The organism is Salipaludibacillus keqinensis (assembly GCF_003226325.1).
Taxonomy (GTDB): Bacteria; Bacillota; Bacilli; order Bacillales; family Salisediminibacteriaceae; genus Salipaludibacillus; species Salipaludibacillus keqinensis.
On sequence record NZ_PDOD01000001.1, the window covers coordinates 764,083 to 786,795 of the forward strand.

The 22,713-nt window shown below is 40.7% G+C and carries 26 protein-coding genes and 1 riboswitch; of the genes, 22 read left to right on the plus strand and 4 right to left on the minus strand.

Translation table 11 applies throughout. The annotated features are described in order from the left end of the window. Positions 1 to 97: 97 nt before the first annotated feature. Positions 98 to 937, plus strand: coding sequence for a YihY/virulence factor BrkB family protein (locus CR194_RS03935; protein WP_110608323.1), 840 nt, complete (start codon positions 98 to 100; stop codon positions 935 to 937). 142 nt (positions 938 to 1,079) lie between these two features. Beyond that, positions 1,080 to 2,867, plus strand: a complete 1,788-nt coding sequence (gene pepF, locus CR194_RS03940) for an oligoendopeptidase F (protein ID WP_110608324.1) — start codon at positions 1,080 to 1,082, stop codon at positions 2,865 to 2,867. Between the two features lie 56 nt (positions 2,868 to 2,923). Here pepF and CR194_RS03945 read toward each other — a convergent pair whose 3' ends face one another. After that, the gene (locus tag CR194_RS03945; protein ID WP_110608325.1) at positions 2,924 to 3,580 is read right to left on the minus strand and encodes a vitamin K epoxide reductase family protein; all 657 of its coding nucleotides are present in this window, start codon (positions 3,578 to 3,580) and stop codon (positions 2,924 to 2,926) included. Between the two features lie 513 nt (positions 3,581 to 4,093). Here CR194_RS03945 and CR194_RS03950 point away from each other — a divergent pair. The 19 genes from CR194_RS03950 to CR194_RS04040 all read left to right on the plus strand — a co-directional run bounded on the left by CR194_RS03950 (position 4,094) and on the right by CR194_RS04040 (position 18,478). Next, on the plus strand, positions 4,094 to 5,149 hold the full coding sequence (locus tag CR194_RS03950) for an NAD(P)H-dependent flavin oxidoreductase (protein ID WP_110608326.1): 1,056 nt from the start codon (positions 4,094 to 4,096) through the stop codon (positions 5,147 to 5,149). 194 nt (positions 5,150 to 5,343) lie between these two features. Continuing rightward, on the plus strand, positions 5,344 to 5,667 hold the full coding sequence (locus CR194_RS03955; protein WP_408640722.1) for a YbjQ family protein: 324 nt from the start codon (positions 5,344 to 5,346) through the stop codon (positions 5,665 to 5,667). 321 nt (positions 5,668 to 5,988) lie between these two features. After that, entirely contained in the window at positions 5,989 to 7,464 is a 1,476-nt protein-coding gene (locus tag CR194_RS03960) for a protein adenylyltransferase SelO (RefSeq protein ID WP_110608327.1), read from the plus strand. Positions 7,465 to 7,652: 188 nt separating this feature from the next. After that, positions 7,653 to 7,880: a hypothetical protein gene (locus tag CR194_RS03965; RefSeq protein ID WP_110608328.1), complete on the plus strand. Its 228-nt coding sequence runs from the start codon at positions 7,653 to 7,655 to the stop codon at positions 7,878 to 7,880. Positions 7,881 to 7,933: 53 nt separating this feature from the next. Further along, entirely contained in the window at positions 7,934 to 8,458 is a 525-nt protein-coding gene (locus tag CR194_RS03970) for a hypothetical protein (protein WP_110608329.1), read from the plus strand. A 122-nt stretch (positions 8,459 to 8,580) separates the two neighbouring features. Beyond that, on the plus strand, positions 8,581 to 9,549 hold the full coding sequence (gene uvsE / locus CR194_RS03975; protein ID WP_110608330.1) for a UV DNA damage repair endonuclease UvsE: 969 nt from the start codon (positions 8,581 to 8,583) through the stop codon (positions 9,547 to 9,549). A 116-nt stretch (positions 9,550 to 9,665) separates the two neighbouring features. After that, positions 9,666 to 10,328, plus strand: coding sequence for a DsbA family oxidoreductase (locus CR194_RS03980; protein WP_269845702.1), 663 nt, complete (start codon positions 9,666 to 9,668; stop codon positions 10,326 to 10,328). Between the two features lies 1 nt (position 10,329). Further along, positions 10,330 to 10,536, plus strand: a complete 207-nt coding sequence (locus CR194_RS03985; RefSeq protein WP_110608332.1) for a hypothetical protein — start codon at positions 10,330 to 10,332, stop codon at positions 10,534 to 10,536. 57 nt (positions 10,537 to 10,593) lie between these two features. Then, entirely contained in the window at positions 10,594 to 10,740 is a 147-nt protein-coding gene (locus CR194_RS20175) for a hypothetical protein (RefSeq protein WP_158282163.1), read from the plus strand. 130 nt (positions 10,741 to 10,870) lie between these two features. Then, positions 10,871 to 11,722 (plus strand): GNAT family N-acetyltransferase, encoded by an 852-nt coding sequence (locus CR194_RS03990; protein WP_110608333.1) that lies wholly within the window; start codon positions 10,871 to 10,873, stop codon positions 11,720 to 11,722. A gap of 485 nt (positions 11,723 to 12,207) precedes the next feature. Beyond that, the gene (locus CR194_RS04000) at positions 12,208 to 12,693 is read left to right on the plus strand and encodes a tetratricopeptide repeat protein (protein WP_110608335.1); all 486 of its coding nucleotides are present in this window, start codon (positions 12,208 to 12,210) and stop codon (positions 12,691 to 12,693) included. Between the two features lie 82 nt (positions 12,694 to 12,775). Continuing rightward, positions 12,776 to 13,276 (plus strand): GNAT family N-acetyltransferase, encoded by a 501-nt coding sequence (locus tag CR194_RS04005; RefSeq protein ID WP_110608336.1) that lies wholly within the window; start codon positions 12,776 to 12,778, stop codon positions 13,274 to 13,276. Between the two features lie 89 nt (positions 13,277 to 13,365). Then, a complete protein-coding gene (locus CR194_RS04010) occupies positions 13,366 to 13,722 on the plus strand; it encodes a DUF5412 family protein (RefSeq protein ID WP_110608337.1) in 357 nt (118 codons plus the stop codon). A 61-nt stretch (positions 13,723 to 13,783) separates the two neighbouring features. Beyond that, on the plus strand, positions 13,784 to 14,548 hold the full coding sequence (locus CR194_RS04015; protein ID WP_110608338.1) for a Nif3-like dinuclear metal center hexameric protein: 765 nt from the start codon (positions 13,784 to 13,786) through the stop codon (positions 14,546 to 14,548). A gap of 32 nt (positions 14,549 to 14,580) precedes the next feature. Next, positions 14,581 to 14,934, plus strand: coding sequence for a VOC family protein (locus tag CR194_RS04020; protein ID WP_110608339.1), 354 nt, complete (start codon positions 14,581 to 14,583; stop codon positions 14,932 to 14,934). A gap of 160 nt (positions 14,935 to 15,094) precedes the next feature. Next, a riboswitch (SAM riboswitch) is annotated at positions 15,095 to 15,211 on the plus strand. A gap of 97 nt (positions 15,212 to 15,308) precedes the next feature. Next, the gene (gene msrA, locus CR194_RS04025; protein WP_110608340.1) at positions 15,309 to 15,773 is read left to right on the plus strand and encodes a peptide-methionine (S)-S-oxide reductase MsrA; all 465 of its coding nucleotides are present in this window, start codon (positions 15,309 to 15,311) and stop codon (positions 15,771 to 15,773) included. Between the two features lie 224 nt (positions 15,774 to 15,997). Continuing rightward, positions 15,998 to 16,315, plus strand: a complete 318-nt coding sequence (locus CR194_RS04030) for an ArsR/SmtB family transcription factor (RefSeq protein ID WP_110608341.1) — start codon at positions 15,998 to 16,000, stop codon at positions 16,313 to 16,315. Between the two features lie 79 nt (positions 16,316 to 16,394). After that, the gene (locus tag CR194_RS04035; protein WP_110608342.1) at positions 16,395 to 17,258 is read left to right on the plus strand and encodes a permease; all 864 of its coding nucleotides are present in this window, start codon (positions 16,395 to 16,397) and stop codon (positions 17,256 to 17,258) included. A gap of 323 nt (positions 17,259 to 17,581) precedes the next feature. Further along, positions 17,582 to 18,478 carry a fructose bisphosphate aldolase gene (locus tag CR194_RS04040; RefSeq protein ID WP_110608343.1) on the plus strand — a complete coding sequence of 299 codons (897 nt, stop codon included), beginning with the start codon at positions 17,582 to 17,584 and terminating at the stop codon, positions 18,476 to 18,478. A 564-nt stretch (positions 18,479 to 19,042) separates the two neighbouring features. On the opposite strand, the gene CR194_RS04045 is transcribed toward CR194_RS04040, so the two are convergent. Continuing rightward, positions 19,043 to 20,365: an MFS transporter gene (locus CR194_RS04045; RefSeq protein ID WP_110608344.1), complete on the minus strand. Its 1,323-nt coding sequence runs from the start codon at positions 20,363 to 20,365 to the stop codon at positions 19,043 to 19,045. A gap of 106 nt (positions 20,366 to 20,471) precedes the next feature. Next, the gene (locus CR194_RS04050) at positions 20,472 to 20,966 is read right to left on the minus strand and encodes a phosphatidylserine decarboxylase (RefSeq protein ID WP_110608345.1); all 495 of its coding nucleotides are present in this window, start codon (positions 20,964 to 20,966) and stop codon (positions 20,472 to 20,474) included. Between the two features lie 253 nt (positions 20,967 to 21,219). Here CR194_RS04050 and CR194_RS04055 point away from each other — a divergent pair, with 253 nt between their 5' ends. Next, positions 21,220 to 21,648 carry a DUF1801 domain-containing protein gene (locus tag CR194_RS04055; protein WP_110608346.1) on the plus strand — a complete coding sequence of 143 codons (429 nt, stop codon included), beginning with the start codon at positions 21,220 to 21,222 and terminating at the stop codon, positions 21,646 to 21,648. Between the two features lie 53 nt (positions 21,649 to 21,701). Here CR194_RS04055 and CR194_RS04060 read toward each other — a convergent pair whose 3' ends face one another. Next, entirely contained in the window at positions 21,702 to 22,586 is an 885-nt protein-coding gene (locus CR194_RS04060) for an AraC family transcriptional regulator (RefSeq protein ID WP_110608347.1), read from the minus strand. Positions 22,587 to 22,713: the final 127 nt, after the last annotated feature.

Here is a 22,713-nt window from a genome sequence, read left to right on the forward strand (position 1 = left end):
CAAACTTTGGCTGAGTGAAGCAAGTTAGTCCCATAACAGCGTAAAACGAAACAAACTCCGGACCGCCGAACCAATATCTATAAAGGAGGCTTATTTAATGAAAAAAATGATTTCTTTCGTGAAATCGTTAGGAAAGGAGTTTTCTAACGACAATGTTCCTTTGCTAGCGGCGGCACAGGGCTATTATTATTTGTTATCTTTAATACCCATGCTCATCTTGATCCTGTCCGTTTTACCATATTTGAATCTCGATCCGGATCAGGCGATGGCGTTTATGAGTGACATCATGCCTGAGGAAATTGCGGGGATTTTTGAAGATCAAATTGTCGATATTTTGACAGAGCAACGAGGCGGATTATTAACAGTTGGGATTCTCGGTACGATTTGGTCAGCCTCCAGCGGAATGAATGCTTTTATGCAAGCCTCGGATTTGGCTTATAATGTGAGAAATAAACGGCCTTTTATTAAAGCTCGACTTCTCTCCATCGCCTTAACGTTTGGAATGATCATTGCTTTAATTATTGCATTAGTTCTTCCAATATTCGGCGACGTTCTGATTGATTATGTTCAGTCTGTTGTGAACATTCCGGCGGGTACAGAGATGTTAATCCAAGTCCTCCGTTGGACAGTGAGTATAGTAGTGATTGCTGGAGTCTTATCTGCCCTTTATCATTTTGCGCCGAATATCAAGCTTCCGTTTAAAACGGCGATCCCAGGTGCTTTGTTTGCCACGGTCGCATGGCTTGTTACTTCGTTTGGTTTCTCGATTTACATTAACAATTTTGGGAATTACTCTGAGACATATGGAAGTCTTGGAGGGGTGGTCATCTTGATGATTTGGTTCTTTCTTATCGGGATCATTCTCGTTGTCGGGGCAGAGATTAACGCGATTTTACACAGAAAGAGACTCACGAAAGGAAAGCAGAAAATTGCATAGTCTCGTTTTTGGTTCGAAAGCTGAGTGTGAGTCCTTGGCTTTTGATCTTTTTTACGGAATAGAGGATAGAAGGAGAAGTGCTCTACATAATTACCGTTTTTTGGTATGGTGTAACTACAACGATTATTGAGGGGGGTATTAGATGAACACGTATAACTCGAGAAACGACGTTCCTGAGAAGGAAAAATGGAATTTAAGTGATATTTACGATTCTATAGAAGAATGGGAAGAGGATTACCGCAAAGTTGAAGAATTGACGAAAGAACTCCATAGCTTTAATGGGAATATTAAAGATGGAAAAGCACTGTACAATTTTTTGCATAAAGAAGAAGAGGTTGAATTACTATTCAAAAATGTATATGTCTACGCCAAGTTGAAAGGGGATTTGGATACTAGGGAAACACTAGCTCAATCCTTACTGGAAAAAGCTGATCAGCTTGGTGTGAAAGTAAATTCAGCTACATCCTTTTTCACGCCTTTCCTTCTGGGGTTGGAAAAGGATACGTTAGAGCGATTTATTCAGGATGAGACGGGGTTAGACTATTTTAAAAAGGATCTGTATGATGCCTTTCGATACAAAGACCATGTTTTAACGAAAGAGAACGAGGAACTGTTGTCTCAGTTGGGCGAATCTCTATCTTCTCCAAGCCGGACCTTCGGGATGATCAATAACGCAGATATTAAGTTTGGTGAGGTTACCAATGATGATGGAGAGAAAGTGGAATTAACCCGTGGACAGTATTCAAAATTAATTGAGGATGAGGATCGCACGAAGCGAGAAGAAGCTTACAAAGCCTATTATGAACCTTACGTGCAGCTTAAGAATTCAATTGCTTCAACCCTTTCTTCTGCTATTAAAACGAACGTGACACTATCTAAACTTAGACATTACCCATCGGCCCTTGAAAAATCGCTGTTCGGGAAGAAAATACCGAAAGAAGTCTATGAAAATCTCATCCAAACGACGAGGGCGAATCTTGATTCTATGTACAAGTATACTGAATTACGAAAAGAAACCTTAGCTGTGGATCAGTTAAGACAATATGATCTCGCTGTTCCTTTAGTTTCAGGCGTGAAAGAAGATATACCCTATGATGAGGCGTATGAAACAATGATGAAGGCGTTATCTCCTTTAGGGAATGATTATCTTCAAGTGTTGAAAGAAATGAAAGATTCACGCTATATTGATGTTCGCGAAACCCCAGGGAAACGTTCTGGCGCATACAATTTAGGTCTATATGGAACGCATCCCTTTGTTTTATTGAATCACCAGGATGATTTGGATAGCTTATTCACCTTGGCTCATGAAATGGGTCATGCCATGCATAGCTATTACTCAAATAAACATCAGCCACAAATCACGGCCGGGTACACGATCTTTGTCGCTGAGGTCGCTTCCACAGTAAATGAAGTGTTATTAATCAATTATTTATTGAAAAATGCCAAAAATAAAGATTACAGAAAGTATTTATTGAATCACTTTATCGATCAGTTCAAAGGCACCTTTTTTACGCAAGTGATGTTCGCCGAGTTCGAGAAGAAGACTCATGAGCGCGCAGAACAAGGAGAGCCGCTGAATGCCGAATCGTTCAGCGAATTGTATGAAGCGTTATTTCAAGAATATAACGGAGAAGCCCTTCTGTTAGAGGAAGAAACGAAGTATGGCTGGGCGAGAATTCCCCATTTTTACCGTCCGTTTTATGTGTATCAATATGCCACGGGCTTTGCAGCGGCCATTGATATTGCCAACAAGATCATGAGTGGGGACGAAGAGGTGCTCGCTAACTACCTTGAATTTTTAAAGAGTGGAAGTTCAGATTACCCGATTGAATTGTTGAAAAAAGCGGGTGTCGATTTAACAAGTCCTGAGCCCATTGAGAATGCCTTAAATCTATTTAAAGAGCTCGTCGAAGAGTTTTCAGCAGAATAAGTTTTTAAAGAGTAGCAAGTTCGTTTGAATTTGCTACTCTTTTTATATGGCTTTTTTTATACCCCAGGTGCTGGAATGATCGTTACAATCCAAAAGCTGAGCACAGCAAGAGCTGCTATCGTAAACATAAGGAACATCCATGTTAAGCCTTTCCTATCTAATGCAGTACGAGTATTACGTAGGAGTTCTCGAAGTGGCGGTAAATCACTCTTGCGAAGCATAATGAGTTCTAGAGAAAAGAGAATGGTCGTAGCTACAGCTGAGACCATACAAAATGGACAAATCGCTCCAATGACAAACAATTGCAGATAAACAAAGAAAGCTGAAGACATGACACCAATCGCTGTCATAGGTGTTAAAACTTTGAGCACTAAAGGATGGCGTGAGTGATACCACATACCTGCGAATATTAACACTGTAAGATAATAGAAAGCTCCCAATAAAGCTAATGGGATACCAAATACGTACGCCCAATCACTAGTCATGACTGCCCAAGGTGTTCCCGTGACATCGAACGCTGCTGGTAAGGGTAGGACCCAGAAATGGACACCACTTAAGAAAACACTCACTGCCCAGCCAATCGCAGCAACTATAGTAAAGACAACAAAGAGCTTAGGTACCACTGACCCGTATGCATAGGTTCGATCATCGGTTGTTTCTTGATTCGCTTCTCTTTCAAAAGCCAACGTTCTTTCGTGTACTATTTCATTCATTGTTAAACCTCCAACAATAGTTTTTATATACCCCAATGGGTATAAATGAATTATAAAATACCTATTGGGGTATGTCAAGGCGGTGGATTAAAATTTTTTATAAGCATATGGAGAAAGTAGACTCTTAGATTTTCCATTTAGTAATGTAGGCTAGGATCAATGGGATTTATATATAATCATTGTAAAAATACTGACTATCGTATAATTAGATTGGATATATATGTTAAAATAAGAGTAGTTAAAGTACTTTTCTTTATCATTTAGATAAAGAAGTAGAGGGGATTAAATGAAAAAAACTTCTAAGAAAAAGACATTTGAAGTGGCATTTCACAGAAGTGATTCAGTTGAGTGAAGAGGTCTTAGAGCCATACGGAGGCCGACTTTTTGAAGGGTTTTCGATAGGAAAAGACGTGGAAAATTGTTTCGAAACGTGAGTGAGGGCACTTTTCAGTTTTTATAAAGCATTTCAACAAAACGACAATAGTTAGCAAACGAGCAAATGAGGTGTTCTAATTGATCATTAATGAAGTAACAGATCTTCTGCAAATGGAGCATCCTATTATTCAAGCCCCAATGGCGGGGGGAGTGACAACGACGGAATTAGTGACTTCTGTTTCCAATAATGGCGGCTTAGGAATGATTGGGGCAGGTTACATGACTCCGATTCAAATGCGTGAACAAATTAGAGAAGTAAAGGAAGTTACATCAAACTTTGGAGTCAATCTATTTGTTCCGAATGAATTTAGCGTCTCACAAAATGCAATGGAAACAGCTCATGCGGTACTAGAACCTTTACGTAAGGAATTGAATATTCAACAAGATGGCTCGGAACTTCCTGAAGCTAAACAATTCTTTGAAACCTTTCAAGCACAAATCGAGGTTGTGATCGAAGAAAAGGTTCCTATTTGTTCCTTTACATTTGGTATTCCTTCTAAGGAAGTGATGATGAAATTAAAACAACATTCTATTATTCTCATGGGAACAGCTACAACGGTAAGAGAAGCCGTAGCAAACGAAAACAGCGGAATGGATCTTGTGGTCGTTCAAGGGAGTGAGGCTGGTGGACATCGTGGGAATTTCATCGATGGTCATGAAGAGAGTTTAGTGGGGTTAATGTCGCTGATTCCTCAAGTTGTTGACGAAGTCAGCATTCCCGTGATTGCGGCTGGGGGAATTATGGATGGGAGAGGGTTAATGGCTTCTTTATGCTTAGGAGCCAAGGGTGTGCAAATGGGGACGGCATTCTTAACTTGTATTGAAAGTGGAGCCCATAAAATCCATAAAAAGGCGATTCTTCATGCTGAAGAGGATCATATTGTTTTCACTCGTGCTTTTTCTGGAAAATGGGCAAGGGGGATAAAAAATAGATTTATTGTGGACATGCAGGAACATGAAAGGTCATTTCCTGATTTTCCAGTTCAAAATCACTTAACAAAATCTATTAGAAAAACTTCATCTACGAAAAATAACAAGGACTTTATGTCACTTTGGGGAGGACAGAGTCCAAGGTTGGCTAAGATTCAAACGGTTGAATCGTTGATTAAAAATATTATGAGTGAAGCTAAATAAGAATAACCTAGAGCCCTCACGCTACTGCATGCGAGGGCTTTAGCAGAATTAAATTAAATTAAATCCTCCGACAACAACGACTGTTCCCCAATCAAGAACCTCCAAAGAAGTTTTATACACATCCTCATACGTGGGTCTAATTTGGTAATCCCCTTAATAAAATAAAAACAACAAGGGAAGAAATGAGGGACAAAATGATGATAGTCGTGAATACAGACTACATTTCAGGATATGAAATATGGCAAGTACTGGGCATCGCTCAAGGAAGTGTTGTACAATCGAAACACGTTGGTCGAGATATCATGGCAGGGTTGAAAACGATCGTCGGAGGGGAAATTAAAGGATATACGGAAATGTTGACAGAGGCTAGAAAGATAGCCTTTGAGCGAATGGTTCAAGATGCAGAAACATTAAATGCAGATGGTATAGTTAATGTAAGGTATACAACTTCTGAAGTGATGCAAGGAAGTTCAGAGCTGTTGGCATACGGAACGGCAGTAAAGATAAAGAAACGATAAGAAATTTAAGAAAGTCTAAAACTTTAAGTGATTGATTTTTGCGAATGAATAACATGGATCCCCTTTTGAAGGTAAACGCCTTCAAAAGGGGATTATTAAGTTCTTTATATTCAAATGGAGATCCGTGAACCTAGACCTATTTTTAACAAGTGGTTTATGAACGTGCTATTGTCTCTTAGAGAATAATTAATTGGCGAAAGTATACCCTAAAAAGGGCTGGATTCTGTTAACATGGAAATAGTTAACTGATTTAATTATAGAATTCCTTACGTTTTTTGGCTTATATACAAAAGTGAAGACACAAGAAGAAAAGGGGATACGATGTCATATAATAAAGAACTTACAGAAACCGGGTGGAACTTAGATAACAGTTATTCAGAACTACCGGAACCTTTTTTTACCCAAGTGAATTTAAATCCTGTGGTTTCGCCTACGTTGATCATGTTTAATGATTCACTGGCAACTGATTTAGGGTTAAACTCGGGTGCACTGCAAAAGGAAGAAGGGGTAGCTATCCTTGCAGGAAACCAGATTCCAGAAGGGGCTTTGCCTCTAGCTCAGGCATACGCCGGTCACCAATTCGGGAACTTTACTATGCTAGGAGACGGACGAGCTATGCTGTTTGGCGAGCAGATAACTCCTCAAAATAAGAGAGTGGATATTCAACTCAAAGGATCTGGCAGAACTCCATATTCTCGTGGCGGTGATGGTCGAGCGGGACTAGGCCCGATGCTTCGCGAGTACATCATCAGTGAAGCGATGCATGCCCTGGGCATTCCTACAAACCGAAGCCTGGCAGTGGTCACTACCGGAGAGCCTGTATTTCGTGAAACGGAGCAACCCGGAGCGGTTCTCACAAGAGTAGCAAGCAGTCACTTACGCGTGGGGACATTTGAATTTGCCGCTAGAGGGACAGGTTTTGAGGATCTGAAAACTTTAGCTGATTATGCCCTAAACAGACATTTTTCTAATATCGCTGAAGAGGAAAACAAGTATCAACACTTCCTCCAAGAAGTCGTCAAACGACAGGCGAAGCTCATAGCCAAATGGCAGTCGGTAGGCTTCATTCATGGAGTGATGAACACCGATAATATGGCAATTAGTGGAGAGACAATTGACTATGGACCCTGTGCCTTCATGAACAAGTATGATCCGGCAACGGTGTTCAGTTCTATCGATGTCCAAGGTCGCTATGCCTATGGGAATCAACCGTATATTGCGGGATGGAATTTAGCACGATTTGCTGAAACATTGCTACCGTTGCTTCATGAAGATCAAGAGGAAGCGATCAAACTGGCTCAGGAGGAAATGTCTCAGTTTAGTCAGTTATATCAAAGCTACTGGGCAGACGCCATGAGAGCAAAGCTGGGTCTATTCGATAAAGAGACTGAAGATGAGTCTCTTATAGAAGACCTGCTAAGCTTGATGAAAAAACATGAAGCGGACTATACGAATACGTTTCGAGCGTTAACGTTTGATAAAGCAGAGGAGACCGTACTGTTTGGAACTGCCGAATTTGAGCATTGGCAAACCCGTTGGCAGACGAGACGTGCCAGACAGGAGAAGTCAACGGAGAGCTCTAACCAGTTAATGAAAGAGAGTAATCCGGCGGTTATTCCTCGTAATCATCGAGTGGAAGAAGCATTGGAAGCAGCAGTGGAGCGGGGCGATTACAGAGTGATGAAACAGCTAATGGATGTCCTTTCACACCCTTACGCCCACTCAGCAGAACAGACTGAGTTCTGCTCACCGCCACCAGAGTCTGAAGGACCTTATAGAACCTTTTGTGGGACGTGATGCTTTTTTTGAAAAAATCATATATATAGAAGTGGAAACGCAAGAACCTCTTTGGAGAGTTCTTGCGTTTTGCTGTTTTATATAACCGTTGAGCTAGTCAAAAAAACTTTTTGTAGTGATGGTCCTTTTAGAAGGGATAAATGGTAATATAAAGGAAGTTATAATGACTCGTTAGTGAGGAGAATGAAATGAAGAAATTGACGACATTCGGAAAAATCAATCTCATCTTTTGCATATTTATCTTTGGATTTGTGTTGACACGGGTAATAACCCACCTTATACAAGGTGAAATCTCTTTATCTTCTTTTACTTTGTTGCCATTGGGTGTTGCAATGATTATCAATATGTATCTGTTTAAGTCTAGTGTTTTGAAAGAGGGTGCTGCGGAAGCGGATGGGTCCAGAAAGATTAATTAGGAGACGGAAGTTAATTTGGGGGAATGACAAACTCCTAGAGTGGGAAGGATTTGGTGAAACAAGAATGGATAGAACTCAAAAAACTTGAAGGGTTGAGCTTAAACAGCATCGATAGCCAACGAATGATCATCGTCGATCGAAAGAAAGAGCAGTTTTATCTCCTGATTGACCAACCCATTCTTTGCTGGATCGACGTGGCCGGTGAAGAAGATAACTTTAAAATCATCAGTGAGGGATATGTTCGACTAGAGTGGTACGAGCGGGAGGATGGGAACGATACTCTTCTCGTCCATCACCAAACGACTCCGGACCCTTTAAATTACATGACTGACTTAAATCCTTATGAAAACCAAAGAAAGAAATACAATACGTTGACCTCGTCCTACTCACCATTATCTAGAACTATTTTGGACGTGCGAGGCTATGGTGAATCTAATGAAGAAGATGAGTACATGACGGATCTTGTGATTAAAACTGAGAAGGAGTATATCCATTTTTCTCCTGCGCCAGGCTTGATGGACGTTTGGATTTCAGATGATGAGCCTGTTATTCGTGGAGTTTTTAAGAGGTTGTTTTAATAAAAATAGGTTGATGATTTCTTAGGTGATGGGGTATTCGCTATTTTTCCTAGAACGGCACTGGATACATAACTACAGTCGGACGGTGGATACTAAGGAAAACGTGAAATAGGTGATGCCAAATGACATTGTTTCGCCTTGGGTATGTGGCTATGAGTGTCCACTTGCAAAACGCATCCCCATCTCAGACGATGACGTACAAACGTTTTAAACAAATTGGAGATGAAGAAGCTGCGATTAGAAAGCTTGAACGAATCGCCAAATCTAATCTTCAAAATTGTTTGAGGCTGTTGAAGCATAATAAAGCATATGAGATTGAATTTTTTCGATTGAGTTCTAGGTTAGTGCCGTTAGCGACCCACATGGATTTAATAGGATGGGATTATTTGCACGCGCTTCAGGAAGATCTTCTTGAGTTAGGGGAATTGGCCAAATCCCAACACATGCGTTTAGATTTTCATCCGGACCATTTTGTCGTATTAAATTCATCAAAGATAGAGATCTTAAAAGCGTCGTTGAATGTGTTGAAGTATCACTACCAACTGCTTCAACGAATGAACATTTCTCCAAAGCATCGCTGCGTTCTTCACTTAGGTGGTCGTTACGAAGATAAAGAAAAATCGTTGGAACGATTCATCGATAACTGGGCTCTTGTCCCAACGCCAATTCAACAAATGGTGATTCTTGAAAACGATGATACCTCTTATACATTGGAGAATTGCTTATACATATGTGAGAAGTTGAATATCCCTCAAGTTTTTGATCTGCATCACCATTTGGCGAACCATGATGACGAAAGGTGGGAAGATCATTGGGAGCGAGTGGTTCGAACGTGGTCGCACTCTCTCTTACCTGTGAAAATGCATATTTCAAGCCCTAAAAGTAAGGAAGAGTTCAAAAGTCATGCTGACTATGTGGATTTGGATCTATTTTTGGATTTTGTAAAAAAGGCACAGGGTTCCGCTGAGCATATCGATTGTATGATCGAAGCGAAACAAAAGGACGACGCCCTGTTCAAATTGGTGGAACAGCTTAAAGAGCATCCCAATATCTGTATGGAGTCTGGCAGTACATTTACGTGGAAAGCGTGAGCAATGAGTTGGACTGATCGCCTCTTACGTAGGTATACTAGTTGTAAATACTGACTATGGAGGTTATACGTATGGTAATTGAAATGTGGACAGATTTTGCTTGACCATTTTGCTATATTGGCAAAAGGCGTCTGGAGGACGCCCTTCAAAAGATAGAGCAGCCGGTTGAAGTCGTCTATCGTAGTTTTGAATTAGATCCGACAGTGGAGCGAGATGTAAATTACGGTATTCACGAAAAATTGGCAAAGAAATATGGCATGAGTCTAGAGAAGGCTAAAGCTACGACGGATAACATGGTTCAGATGGCAAAACAAGATGGACTGGATTTTCAGATGGATTCGATGGTCTTGACGAATACGTTTGATGCCCATCGTTTACGAATGTTTGCTAAGGACAAAGGCTTGATGCACGAAATGGAAGAACGATTATTAAAAGCTTTTTTCACAGAATCAAAACATATTGGTGACCATGAAACGTTGGCCGGTCTTGCCGGAGAAGTGGGGCTAGACCGTAAAGAGGTTGAAGAATTTCTCAATAGCGATCTTTTAAATGATGTGGTTCGAGCGGATGAACAGGAAGCCTCGCAACTTGGCATCCGAAGTGTGCCATTCTTTCTGGTGAACAGAAAATACGCCATCACCGGCGCTCAACCAACGGATGTATTTGTGCAATCGCTTGAAAAAATCATCGATGAGGAAGGTCCAATGACTGAGGGCCAACAAGCAGGTGGTGTTGTTTGTGATGAGGATGGATGCGAAATACGTAAGGATGATCAATAGATTGAGTGGAAATGCTGCGGGCTTATTGCCTGCAGTTTTTTTTGTTAGACAGGAAGTGGGGAAGTTAGCGACGGACGTGGAGAGAATGAGAGTTGAAAGTCGCCAACATGGGAGATTAGCGACGAACGCGGAGAGGTCGAGAACTGAACGTCGCCAACATGGGAGTTTGGCGACGAACGTGGAGAGGCCGAGAACTGAACGTCGTTAACATGGGAAGTTAGCGACGCACGTGGAGAGAATGAGGGCTGAACGTCGTTAACATGGGATGTTAGCGACGAATGTGGAAAGAATGAGATCTGAACGTCGCCAACATGCGAGTTTAGCGACGAACGCGAAGAGAACGAGGGCTGAACGTCGCCAACATGGGAGATTAGTGACGAACGTGGCAGTCGAGGAGTTTACACGTTCCTAAAGTCCAATCGGTACAAGTGAATACCGATTCTAATAAAGGTTACAAAAAGCTCTATCCTGTGAATTCTCCATCCATCGTCGTTATAATGAACGTAACCAGATAATTGATGAAATAAAAGGGGAATGTCATCATGAACAAAACGATAAGACCATTAACAACAGACGATTATCCATTGTTTGAAGCGATGGATACAGGGATAGATGGGGATTATATTAAACTTTATTTTAACCGGTTTGCTTCAGGAGCCAACAAGTTGTACGGATTATTTGTAGATGGCAAGCTCGCTTCCATGGGTGGCTATTCGATCTTTGCCGGTCGGTATGCTATGCTGGGGCGTTTGCGAAGCGACCGACGTTTTCAAGGGAAATCCCTTGCAACAGAACTCATGACTCATGTGCGACAGGAGGCCTCAGAGGTTGAGGGGATCCAGTGGGTTGGGGCTAATACAGAAGAGCACAATCAACCTGCCAGGCGAGTTCTTGAAAAAATAGGGCTTACTTCTACAGTCATTCAACATGCAGCGATCGCAAAAGACGTCACAGCACTTGAACATAGGAGGAAGGTTTGGCAGGAAGTGGATTCATTTGAGAGAAAGAAGGTATGGCTTGAAAAAGTTTATTTAAGGGATAAAAACGTATTTCCTTATCAGTGCTACTACACGTTTCCGGCTTCAGAAGCGTTGTTCGAGAATGAGCAGATCGATCGTTGGACTTTCTATGAAAACCATACGCAAAATCGTGTTGTCATCGTGAAGCATGACCAAAAGCGAACACATTATCTACATATGGCTTACCCATGGAGTGATTTTGCTGAGCAAGAAGGTCTTTGGGAAACGGTTTCGATGGCGAGGGAGGATCTGGAGGACCGTCTAGGGGAAGAGACATACGTTTGGTTTGATGTGCCGAAGGAGGAAGCCACGATGCTTCCTGAACATCATCCTTTTCAGTTGAATTCGATTTGGGTCTTGTACGAAGCGAAGTAACGAGTGGACGATATTGAATTTTAAAAAAGCGTGGTATGGACATTCATACCACGCTTTTTTTATGAAACGTCTTTAAATGTAGTTTTGAAAGGTGAATGTCTTGACTATGCTATATAAAACGACCGGCTAGCCTATGACACTGTAGGAACGAAAGGAGGGCGAAGAGGCCTATGGCCAGGGCTAAACATACCGCGATAGTGATGATTTGTACCGTATGCAGTAGTCCTTTAAAGGTACCGCTAAATCAAGAAAAAGAGATATTAATCTATAATTATGTGATCTGCCCCGTTTGTAAACAGAAAAATCGTTTGACGAAACAAATTAAACTAGAAGTGGAGAAAAAGGGGGGGGGAGGTAACCTAAATGATTATGCTTGATATGAATTGCTTTACCTCAAGCAGGAGGTAAGGCTCTTTTTGTTGAAGTATTATAATGTCATCATTGGAAAATATTATTTCTTTAGTAAGGTTTGGAGTTGACAGACGATGGGTGATGTTTTTAATAGAGCAATGGATTTAAGGAAAAGAGGTAATCTTAAAGCATCTAACGAAATATTTGTTAGTTTGGTGAAGGAGTCTCCAAACGATCCCTACATGAATTACCAGTGTGCCTGGAGTTTTGATACGTTAGGCGAGGAAGCTCAAGCAGTCCCGTTTTATGAACGTTCAATCAAGTTAGGGTTGGCGGGAAAAGATTTAGAAGGTGCGATGTTGGGGTTAGGAAGTACATATAGAACCTTAGGAGAATATGAAAAGTCAAAGGATATATTGAAAAAGGCGGTGGAGGTGTTCCCAGGTAACAAAGCCATTCAAGTGTTTTATTCAATGACTTTGTATAACTTGAGTGAGCACCAAGCGGCTATGGAGATCTTGCTCAATTGCTTAACTGATACGACCGATAATCGTGAAATCAAGAGTTACAAGAAAGCGATCGATTTTTATTCAGACAAATTGGATGAGGTGTGGAAGTGATCGTCCGCATAGATGTATCCGAAATGGTTAAGTAGAAGCAAATGATTTTTCTGTAAAAGAAAACGGGAAAAGTGGGGGTTAAATGGGGGAAATTAGATTACTAGATCCAAAAGATGCCAGCATGTACCAAGAAATTCGACTAGCGGCGTTGAAAGCAAATCCTGAAGCGTTCAGTTCAAGTTATGAAGAAGAACTGGAGTATTCTTTAGAAAAATTTGAGTCCAGATTGAATTTTGACCATGTTTATACATTCGGGGCATTTGAAGATACTAGACTTATCGGTGTGGTGACGTTGATTTTGGAAACTAGAAACAAAACGAAACATAGGGCGACTATAGTGGCGATGTATGTGTATTCGGAGCATCAGAAAGCGGGGGTTGGAAAAAATCTAATGTCAGAAGCTATTCAACTGGCAAAAGAATTGGAGAGGATTGAACAAATCAATTTAACTGTCACATCAACCAATGTGCCAGCAAAAAGACTTTACAATTCTTTAGGATTTACCACATATGGCGTTGATAAACGAGCGTTGAAAATAGAGGGTCAATACTTCGATGATGAACTCATGGTGCGGTTCGTTTAATCCATTTTTTTATACTGGAGGGGCAAGAAACAGACGTAATGGGTGTTGAATATTCACGTGCTTTTTTTGACTGAGAAAGGCTGTGAAGGATGAAGAAGAAGCTAATTATTTTTATTATGGTCGTTGGGGTGGTAGGGTACGGAGTTTATTATGTGTTCTTTGATTGGAGCCGATTTAAAGATGAACTCATCACCCAGTCCGTTTCTCCAGATGGGACATATACAGTCAATGCCTATGTTTCTTATGGAAATGCTACAGTTGCCAATACTGTCTTAGGCGAACTTGTTTATAATCATGAGAATAAATCATCTAAGAAAATATATTGGCAATATAGAGAAGAACATGCACACATAGAGTGGTTAGATGATCGTACGGTGATGATTAATAAAATTCAATTGAACCTCCCTCATGAAACATATGATTATAGGAGCGGGATTACACCGTGAATAACTATGAACAGGAATAGCCCAGATACATAGGCAAATAGGATTCAGAGGTGGAGAAAACATGGAGTTTAAACAATTCGAACAGACGATTACACAATTATTTGGTAAACAATTGTTATCCGAATTTGATGACGAGTATGGCTTTAACAACAAGACGAACCATAAGATCACGACCATTGGATATGCGACGAACCTATCCATTGAGGTCATTGAGATGGCTGCAGAGAGCGACGTCGATTTAATCATTACGCATCATGATGCTTGGGATTTCATTTATGGCTTAAAAGAAAAATGTTTGGAGAAATTAGAACGATACGGTATTAGGCATTTTTGGATTCATAGTCCATTAGATTATATCGAATTCGGAACCTCTACCTCACTCATGAATGTGTTAGGAGTAGATCATATTGAGACCTATTCCATGTTCAAGAATGGTCGTGAATCCCCTGGAATTGGGAAATTTGATTCGCGTTTACCTTTTCATGAGTTAGTTCATCGGATAAAAAAAGAATTAAGTGAACCAATAAGAGCCTGGAGAAACAGTCATAAAGATGTTGAAAAGGTTGGAGTATTAACTGGAGCAGGTCATTCATCAGACCATATCAAGTATGCACTGGAAGAGGGCTGCGATACATATATCACTGGAGAAGCTACGTTATACACCATCCAATACGCTCAATTTGCAGGGGTGAACCTATTGGTTGGCAGTCATACGTTCACTGAAATCTATGGTGTTGAAAGTCTAGTAAAGAGAGTACAAGAAAAAAATCGTGATATTAGAACGATTCAGCTTGTTGAGGACCATTTTGAATTGGGTCACTTATGAAAAGTATTTTTACAAAAACGGGGGGATAGACATTGGGAAAAGTCGTTGGATTTGAATTAAGTAGTCAAGAACCGGAAAAAGCAGCAACGTTTTACTCGAAAGTTTTCGATTGGGAGATTTCTGAACCGAAATGGGATTATTGGGCTGTGACTTCATTAAAGGATAGCGGGGCTTCAGGGGTCAAAGGGGGCATAAGTAAAGGACCAAGAGATTTCCCTCATGGCACCCGAATACAAATAGAGGTGGAGTCCATTGATCAAACGATTTCTAAAGCTACCAGTGAAGGTGCGATGGTCGTTAGAGAAAAAATGGAGTTTGAAGGTTTCTTCCTAGCATATTTAGTTGATCCTACGGGAAATGGAATTGGGCTTATTCAACATAAATAGCAGCTAAGATTGTGGTTTGATAACATATCATTAGATGTGGTATGTGGCGGGCTAAGATAAATAAGTAAAAGAAATTAGTAAACTTCGAATATTTAAACTTGATTATTAGAATGATTTCATTTACACTGACAATTACAACTTAAATTAAATAGTGATAAACTTCTTATCCAGAGCGGTGGAGGGACAGGCCCTTTGATACCCAGCAACCATTAAATCATTTAATGATTTAAACGGTGCCAATTCCTGCAAGGATCCTATAGTCCTTGGGAGATGAGAGTAATCGTATAACATATACGAGAACCTCTCTTAACGAAACTTAGAGAGGTTTTTCTTATGGGAAGAAGATTTATTGCTCAAAAAAAGGAGCGATTAGCATGGAAAAAGTAGTTTTTGGAGCAGGTTGTTTTTGGGGAGTGGAAGCATTTTTTGAAAGCATTCGCGGAGTTGAAGAGACAAGGGTAGGCTACTCTGGCGGACATGTTGAGAATCCATCTTATGAAGAAGTAAAGACAGGTTTAACAGGTCATGCAGAGGTAATCGAAATTTGGTATAACCCATGGAAAATATCTTATGAAGAATTGGTTAACAAGTTCTTTGAATGTCACAATCCAACAACTCGAAATCGTCAAGGGATTGATATTGGAAGTCAATATCGATCAACTATTTTCTTTCAAAATCGTTATCAGTTTGAGATTGCCATGAATAAAAAGGCTGAGTTAAATCGTAAGGGAAGTAAAAAAATTGTGACTGAAATCCGTCCTATGCAACAGTTTTACCCAGCGGAAGAGTATCATCAAAAGTACTTCCAAAAAAATAAAATGGTGGCTTGTGGGATTTAAGTCCAGTTTTAAATTTTGCATGAGTATAAGATATAAAAACAAAACGACCTGAACGTGAGCTACAATCACGTTCAGGTCGTTTTGTTTTGCAAAAAAGTCTGAGTCGACCGCGAGAACCGTCCCTCCGGCTAAATCAAAAAAAATTGATTTACACTTGCATTTAGATAAATTTGGTATTATGATGATAATACATCAAAAAAAATTGATTTATAGGAGATGGTGATGTGGAACTGAAGATCCCTTTAGTAGAAGAAACTCCAGATTTTTCGTTTTATGAAAAGCGGTTTAAGGCTTTAGCAGATCAAAAAAGATTGCACCTTCTGTCCATTTTGTGTAAGCAAGGTCCCAGATGCGTGTGTGACTTAACGGAGGCTTTGGAACTTTCTCAGTCTAAACTGTCGTATCATCTTAAAATATTATTAGATGCCGACACGATCTTGAAAGAGAAGAAAGGTACATGGAATTATTATCGTATCAACAACGAAGTGATCGATCATTTACTGTCGGAAGAGCTATGTTGTCTTTTTCGCCCAGCGAAGTAATTGCGCTGGGTAAATGAATAACTTATACATCAACTTTTTTTGATGTATTGTAGTGAAAATTTCATAAGAGGTGAATTCCATGGTAGAAACAATCCAAAGTTTTATAATGATTGCCTTGCAATTAACAGTTCTGTTTATTGGTGTATCTTTTGTCCTCAATTTATTTAGAAATTACATTCCTTATGAAAAAGTGGAGAAGAAACTTAAGGAATCCCACCCTGTTTTCGGAGGGCTCATTGCCTTGTTATTTGCCTTTATCACACCATTTTGTTCTTGTTCGACCATCCCGATTATAGTTAATTTGTTGAAAAATCAAGTGAGATTCGGGGTGGTCATGGTCTTTTTGTTCGCTTCGCCTGTTCTCGATCCGACCATCTTGACGATTATGTCCGTGATTATGGGGTGGGAAGTCACGATTCTCTATATTTTGATTACGGCAACGCTATCGTTAACGATCGGGTTGTTGCTAGAGAAATTTGGTTTTCAAAAATCGGTGAAAAGAGTAGTGATGAGCGGATACGCCCCATCTGATAAAGGATTTTCATGGAAAGGCGCATGGGTAGAAACGATGACGTTGATGAAGACGGTTTATCCGTACTTAATTCTCGGAGCAGCAATTGGGGCAATCATTCATGGTCTTGTTCCTGCAGAATTTATCAGTGCGCATTTTGGTCAGGATGCTTGGTGGTTAATTCCTATTGCCGCGGTCGTCGGGATCCCCCTTTATATTCGATTATCGAGCATGATTCCCATTTCACAAATATTAATAATGAATGGCATGACGTTAGGGCCTGTCATGGCGATGATGATCAGTTCCGCTGGAGCAAGTTTACCTGAGTTGGTGCTATTGAAATCTATTTTTAGAAAAAGTTTAATCGTCACCTTTGTGCTGTCAGTATTAACAATGTCAACGATCTCAGGGTTCATATTTTACATTATTTAATGGGAGGTGAGAGGATGTTGAAGAAATTCTTTCGATTATTAGCGAGGAATAAGAAGGCAGACAAGAGTTCGTCATGTTGTAAAGTAGAAATCAAAGAGATCAAACCTAACCAGAGGGACGGTTCTTGCAGTTAAATAAAGTGTTTGGCCCAAAAGTAGAACCGCCGATGAAGCCAAAGTTCACCCGGTGCTATCCGCTCCACGCATTGTTTAATCTTCTTGTTTCCCCAATTACAACCCATTTTTCATCCAAAATGTTACAATAGTCTTGTATTGTTTCTAGGGAATGCAATGAAGTCTAACTACTTTGAAGGAGTGAGATGAATGCAGGAAAAACATTTAGAAAGAATGAGGAACGACAAAGGTTTTATCGCAGCGCTTGACCAAAGTGGGGGAAGTACCCCAAAGGCACTTGCTGCGTATGGTGTATCTGAAAACGAGTATACGACCGAAGTCGAAATGTTTGATCTTGTCCATAAGATGAGAACTCGAATCATTTCGGCACCCGCATTTGATTCAGAGCATATCCTCGGCGCCATTTTATTTGAGCAAACCATGGATCGTGAAATCGATGGCAAATACACAGGAGAGTATTTATCTGAGGAAAAGGGGATTGTGCCGTTCCTTAAAGTAGATAAAGGTCTTGCTGAGCTATCTAATGGTGTTCAGAAGATGAAACCGATCGATGATCTCAGTGAAACATTAGATAGAGCGAACGAGCGTGGGATGTTTGGAACAAAAATGCGTTCTGTGATTCAAGAAGCAAACAAAGATGGCATTAAAGAAGTGGTGGATCAGCAGTTTGAGGTCGCTAAACAGATTATCAATGCAGGACTTGTACCAATCATTGAACCGGAAGTGGATATTCATAGTACCGATAAAGAGAAATCGGAAGAAATATTAAAGCAGGAAATCATTAAACATCTTGATCTATTAAAAGAAAATGAACTTGTGATGTTGAAACTCACCATTCCTTCGGTAGGGAACCTCTATAAAGAGCTTATCGATCACCCTCAAGTCGTTCGAGTAGTAGCTTTATCTGGTGGGTATTCCAGAGACGAAGCAAACGGAAAACTAAAAAGTAACGATGGGCTCATCGCAAGTTTCTCTAGAGCTTTAAGTGAAAACTTAAGTGTCAGTCAAACTGATGAAGAATTTAATGCAGCGTTAAAAGAAGCGGTTGAATCGATTTATGACGCATCTGTAAATAAGAATAGCTAAACGAAAAGACCGGAACGTGATCAATCATCACGTTCCGGTCTTTTTTGGTGTTAAGCTTACTATAGATTTTTGAACTGTGGATGATTAAACTGTTTTAAAAATCTAGTTGGAGAAGTTTTGTAGTCCGTAAGCCGTTCTGTATCCAGTTTGGAGGTGCTAGTATCCAATTTGAACAGTTCTGTAGTCGGTTTGAGAAGTTTTGTAGTCCGTAAACTAATCTGTAATCGTTTTGGAGGTGCTTGTATCCAGTTTGAACAGATCTGTAGTCGGTTTGAGCAGCCTTGTAGTCCTTAAGCTGATCTGTATCCGGCTTGGAGGTGTTTGTATCCAGTTTGAACAGATCTGTAGTCGGTTTGAGCAGACTTGTAGTCCGTAAGCTGTTCTGTATCCAGTTTGGAGGTGCTTGTATCCAGTTTGAACAGATCTGTAGTCGGTTTGGGCAGCCTTAGTCCGTACATTGATCAGTAATCGGTTTGATAGTCTCTGTACCTAGTTTGAAATTTATAGTTTCCATAAAACTTCCGATTTAACCGAAAGAACCTTTCCTGTGTTTTCCCTGTGTTTTCAACCGCGAGAACCGTCCCCTTGATTGCGCCCTCTGGCTCGAAACCAGAGGATGAGTGGAATGACTGATAGTGCTAGGAGGCCACCTAAAAGGGAGAGCATCGGGTAACTCGTAGAAGCGACGATGACGCCAGAAAGAGCTCCTCCTGATGCACCTGCTAATGCTATGAAAACGTCGACTGATCCTTGTTTTTTCGCACGGTTGGTTGGATTTGTTGAATCGACAAGGATCGCTGTTCCACTGATCAAACCAAAGTTCCAACCGAGCCCTAATAAAGCAAGGGCGATCGTAAGGATCAGCATCGAATCAGTTGGTGCCACTGCTGAAAGAATTCCTGAAGCAAGTAAAGTGAAGCCTGCCGCGGCGGCCATGGGAAGACGCCCGACTTTATCGACAAGAATTCCCGTCACAAGAGAGGGGAGGTACATGGCTGCAACGTGAATGCTAATCACTAGTCCTACGGCATTTAAAGCATGCCCGTGGTGCCCCATGTGTACGGGAGTCATGGTCATAATGGCCACCATGACAATTTGCGTTAAAACCATGATTGAAGCACCTAGGAAAATTCCTCGATTGTCTGTAGATAGAGGAGAGGCTTCCAGATTTGAAGAGGTGGTATCCTCAGTTTTTACCGCGGCGAGTGCTTTCGCAATGATAAAAGGGTCCGGTCGTAAGAACAACAGAATCACCAAGCCAGCGAGGATGTACGCAGCCGCTGCTAGCATAAAAGGACCGGATAATGCTGGAAAACCAATGGCTTCCGCCCATTCGCCCATCACACCGACTAAGTTTGGTCCGGCTACTGCTCCAAACGTGGTCGCCATCAAGGCGATACTAATGGAGGTTGCTCGCTGAGAAGGACTTGCCAGATCGGTTCCGGCATACCGAGCTTGTAAATTCGTCGCCGTTCCTGCGCCGTAAACGAACAGGGCAACGAATAGAAGGACGATATTAGTCGTGATGGCTGCTAAGACAACGCCGATTGCGCCAATTCCTCCTGCAAGAAAGCCAGTAGCGAGGCCTGCTCGTCGACCGAGACGCTGGGAGAGTCGACCTACAAGGAGCGCTGCCCCGGCAGAGCCCAATGTGAAGAGCGCCACAGGAAGTCCCGCAAAACTATCTGTTCCTAACACATCTCGGGCAAGGAGCGCGCCCACCGTAATACCTGCGGCTAGTCCCGCGCCTCCAAATATTTGTGAAAGAACGACGATGATCATCGTCTTCTTATATAACTTTTTTTGTTCTTCTGGAGAATCTATGTATTTATGTAACCATGAGGGCTCTCCGTCTACCTTCATAGTATCTTCAAATTGATCCGACATCACTTCTTCCGCCTCTCAAAAAATCTAACGCTTTGGAATCATAAACCATGAACCAAGACTAGCTATATTGTAAGGTTTTTGGAGACCTCGGACAACTAAACTGTTTCTAGGGTACAACCTTATCACCTTTGGTCGTAGGTTCCTTGTTTGCGATTTTCAACGGGATGGATGTTGTTTTCAGTTCAGGAATAATCTTAGCTTCCGCAAGCACCTTTATGGCAGGACTCTTTGTCGTGTTTATGTTGAAAAAAACGCAACATTCTACCTTCTCATGAAGGCAAAGGGCCGTCCGTTTGGTTGGCAGGCTACTAACCGCAAGAACCGTCCCCATGGTTTGAAAATGGGGATAGTTCTTCACTTTTTCTTCTCCTGCTTCTGACATATCAATAGAAAGATCTTTGGTAAAATTGTCAATTTTACCCCTGCTGAAAGGTAACGATTGAAGTTTTCCATACAGTTGACTCATCCATTTTTTCTTTATAATTGTCTCCAATAAAGTCTCACCTAGTCTCGTCTCGTAGCTCCATTGAATCATCTTGTGTCCTGCGACAACTTCCGTTTTCTTTTCGTTTGTCTTTCGATCTATAAAAACAATGTCCATGCTTGATCAACCTCATTCTAATTATTATTAGGTAGCGAATTTTAGGATTCCAATTCAACCTATCTATTCACTTTAACCTGCAAAAATAAAGAAAAAGGGTTGATAAATATTAAGAACTATTAAGATTTACGAGTTACAGGAGGGAGGTTCTTAATTTGATGGTAAAGAGGGTAGAGGAAGTGATTCTAAGTGGATAAGCATCAAAAGTAGTATAATGAAAGAACAAACGCTTACATTCTAAGGAGGTTACACCTTGGCTTATGAACTGAAAACAAAAGAAAACGACGGCGATGTGATTGAATTTATTGAACAAGTTGAACATGCAAAGAAGCGAGAAGACGCCTATAAATTATTGGATATCTTCACGGAAACGACCGGTTATCAGGCTAAGATGTGGGGAGCAAGTATTATCGGTGTTGGATCTTATCATTACAAATATAAAACGGGACATGAAGGGGATGCGCCACTGGTTGGTTTCTCACCGAGAAAAGCGAAAATCAGTTTGTATTTTGCCACGGGGGATGAGGACCGAGGTGAACTGTTAAAGCAATTTGGTAAATATACCACAGGTAAAGCCTGCGTTTACATTAATAAAGTTGAAGATATCAACATCGATGTTTTGAAAAAATTAATTATTCAAAGTGTCGCATTTTTACAGGAGAGATATCCTAATCCTTCATGATAAAGAAGTGATAAACACCCTATGAGACTACAATCCATAGGGTGTTTATCATTTTATGTGTTGTAAGAGTTTTGTTTTACAGGGATCCAGATTTCACTTTTAAATGTAGGTGATTCAAAGTCCTTATCTTCGTTCCATAGAATTTCAGGTCCCTCTGTTTGTTCGAAGTTAGAGGATGGAAACCATTCGGAATAAATCCGTCCCCAGACGTCTTGCAAGGTTTCAGGAAAAGGTCCGATTGCTTCAAAGACAGCCCAAGTGGTAGCGGGGACTTCAAGGATGTTGAAATGATCCGGACGCATACTAGATGTTGCTACTCCAATAAAATGATCTAGCCCTCCTTTTTCTTCCATTCTTTCTTCAGAGAAGTTTGTGGAGGCACTTATTATTCCTTTCGGCTCCACATTAGATAAGGATTTAAGTTCCTTTATAGACTGACTATCTAATTCTTTCCACATCTTTTCGATCTCTGGATTGACTCCACTAAAAATGATTGGCACTCTCTTCATCATTCCAGCAATACGAAAGGATTTTTTTTCAACTATTCGATAATTCATTTCATTTCCTCCTTCAATCGTTAATTGGAAGGTCATTGGCGGATAAGCTTTAAGAGGATGGCCATGATTCCTTGCTGCTGACGGAGTAATGCCGTGGACTTTTTGAAAGGCCCGTGCAAAAGAATCAGCAGAATGAAATCCATAAGTCACCGCAATATCAATGATTCTCCTATTGGAGTTTTCCAATGCGAAAGCAGCAAGGGTCAGGCGTCTACGACGAATGTATTCTGACAGAGCAATCCCAGAGAGAAATGAAAACATTCTTTTAAAGTGATACTCGGAGCAGTAAGCACGTTTAGCAACTTCTTTATAGTCAATCTCATTTGTTAGATTTTTCTCTATATAATTTAGCGCCTCATTCATATGTTTTAGCAAATTCATTCTATGACCTCCCGTAGCTAATAGAATATCAGGTATTGACTAGAGTCATCCGATATTTCATGCACAAGAATGTAGGGTAGCATCCATCTTCATTATAACAGTGTCAAATTACAGAATTTAAAAATAT

Bases quoted from the DNA above. Each gene is read 5' to 3' on its own strand.
- CR194_RS03935 (WP_110608323.1), top strand. From the start codon at position 98: ATGAAAAAAATGATTTCTTTCGTGAAATCGTTAGGAAAGGAGTTTTCT.
- pepF (WP_110608324.1), top strand. From the start codon at position 1,080: ATGAACACGTATAACTCGAGAAACGACGTTCCTGAGAAGGAAAAATGG.
- CR194_RS03945 (WP_110608325.1), bottom strand. From the start codon at position 3,580: ATGAATGAAATAGTACACGAAAGAACGTTGGCTTTTGAAAGAGAAGCG.
- CR194_RS03955 (WP_408640722.1), top strand. From the start codon at position 5,344: ATGATGATAGTCGTGAATACAGACTACATTTCAGGATATGAAATATGG.
- CR194_RS03960 (WP_110608327.1), top strand. From the start codon at position 5,989: ATGTCATATAATAAAGAACTTACAGAAACCGGGTGGAACTTAGATAAC.
- CR194_RS03965 (WP_110608328.1), top strand. From the start codon at position 7,653: ATGAAGAAATTGACGACATTCGGAAAAATCAATCTCATCTTTTGCATA.
- uvsE (WP_110608330.1), top strand. From the start codon at position 8,581: ATGACATTGTTTCGCCTTGGGTATGTGGCTATGAGTGTCCACTTGCAA.
- CR194_RS20175 (WP_158282163.1), top strand. From the start codon at position 10,594: ATGTTAGCGACGAATGTGGAAAGAATGAGATCTGAACGTCGCCAACAT.
- CR194_RS03990 (WP_110608333.1), top strand. From the start codon at position 10,871: ATGAACAAAACGATAAGACCATTAACAACAGACGATTATCCATTGTTT.
- CR194_RS04000 (WP_110608335.1), top strand. From the start codon at position 12,208: ATGGGTGATGTTTTTAATAGAGCAATGGATTTAAGGAAAAGAGGTAAT.
- CR194_RS04005 (WP_110608336.1), top strand. From the start codon at position 12,776: ATGGGGGAAATTAGATTACTAGATCCAAAAGATGCCAGCATGTACCAA.
- CR194_RS04010 (WP_110608337.1), top strand. From the start codon at position 13,366: ATGAAGAAGAAGCTAATTATTTTTATTATGGTCGTTGGGGTGGTAGGG.
- CR194_RS04015 (WP_110608338.1), top strand. From the start codon at position 13,784: ATGGAGTTTAAACAATTCGAACAGACGATTACACAATTATTTGGTAAA.
- msrA (WP_110608340.1), top strand. From the start codon at position 15,309: ATGGAAAAAGTAGTTTTTGGAGCAGGTTGTTTTTGGGGAGTGGAAGCA.
- CR194_RS04035 (WP_110608342.1), top strand. From the start codon at position 16,395: ATGGTAGAAACAATCCAAAGTTTTATAATGATTGCCTTGCAATTAACA.
- CR194_RS04040 (WP_110608343.1), top strand. From the start codon at position 17,582: ATGCAGGAAAAACATTTAGAAAGAATGAGGAACGACAAAGGTTTTATC.
- CR194_RS04045 (WP_110608344.1), bottom strand. From the start codon at position 20,365: ATGTCGGATCAATTTGAAGATACTATGAAGGTAGACGGAGAGCCCTCA.
- CR194_RS04050 (WP_110608345.1), bottom strand. From the start codon at position 20,966: ATGGACATTGTTTTTATAGATCGAAAGACAAACGAAAAGAAAACGGAA.
- CR194_RS04060 (WP_110608347.1), bottom strand. From the start codon at position 22,586: ATGAATTTGCTAAAACATATGAATGAGGCGCTAAATTATATAGAGAAA.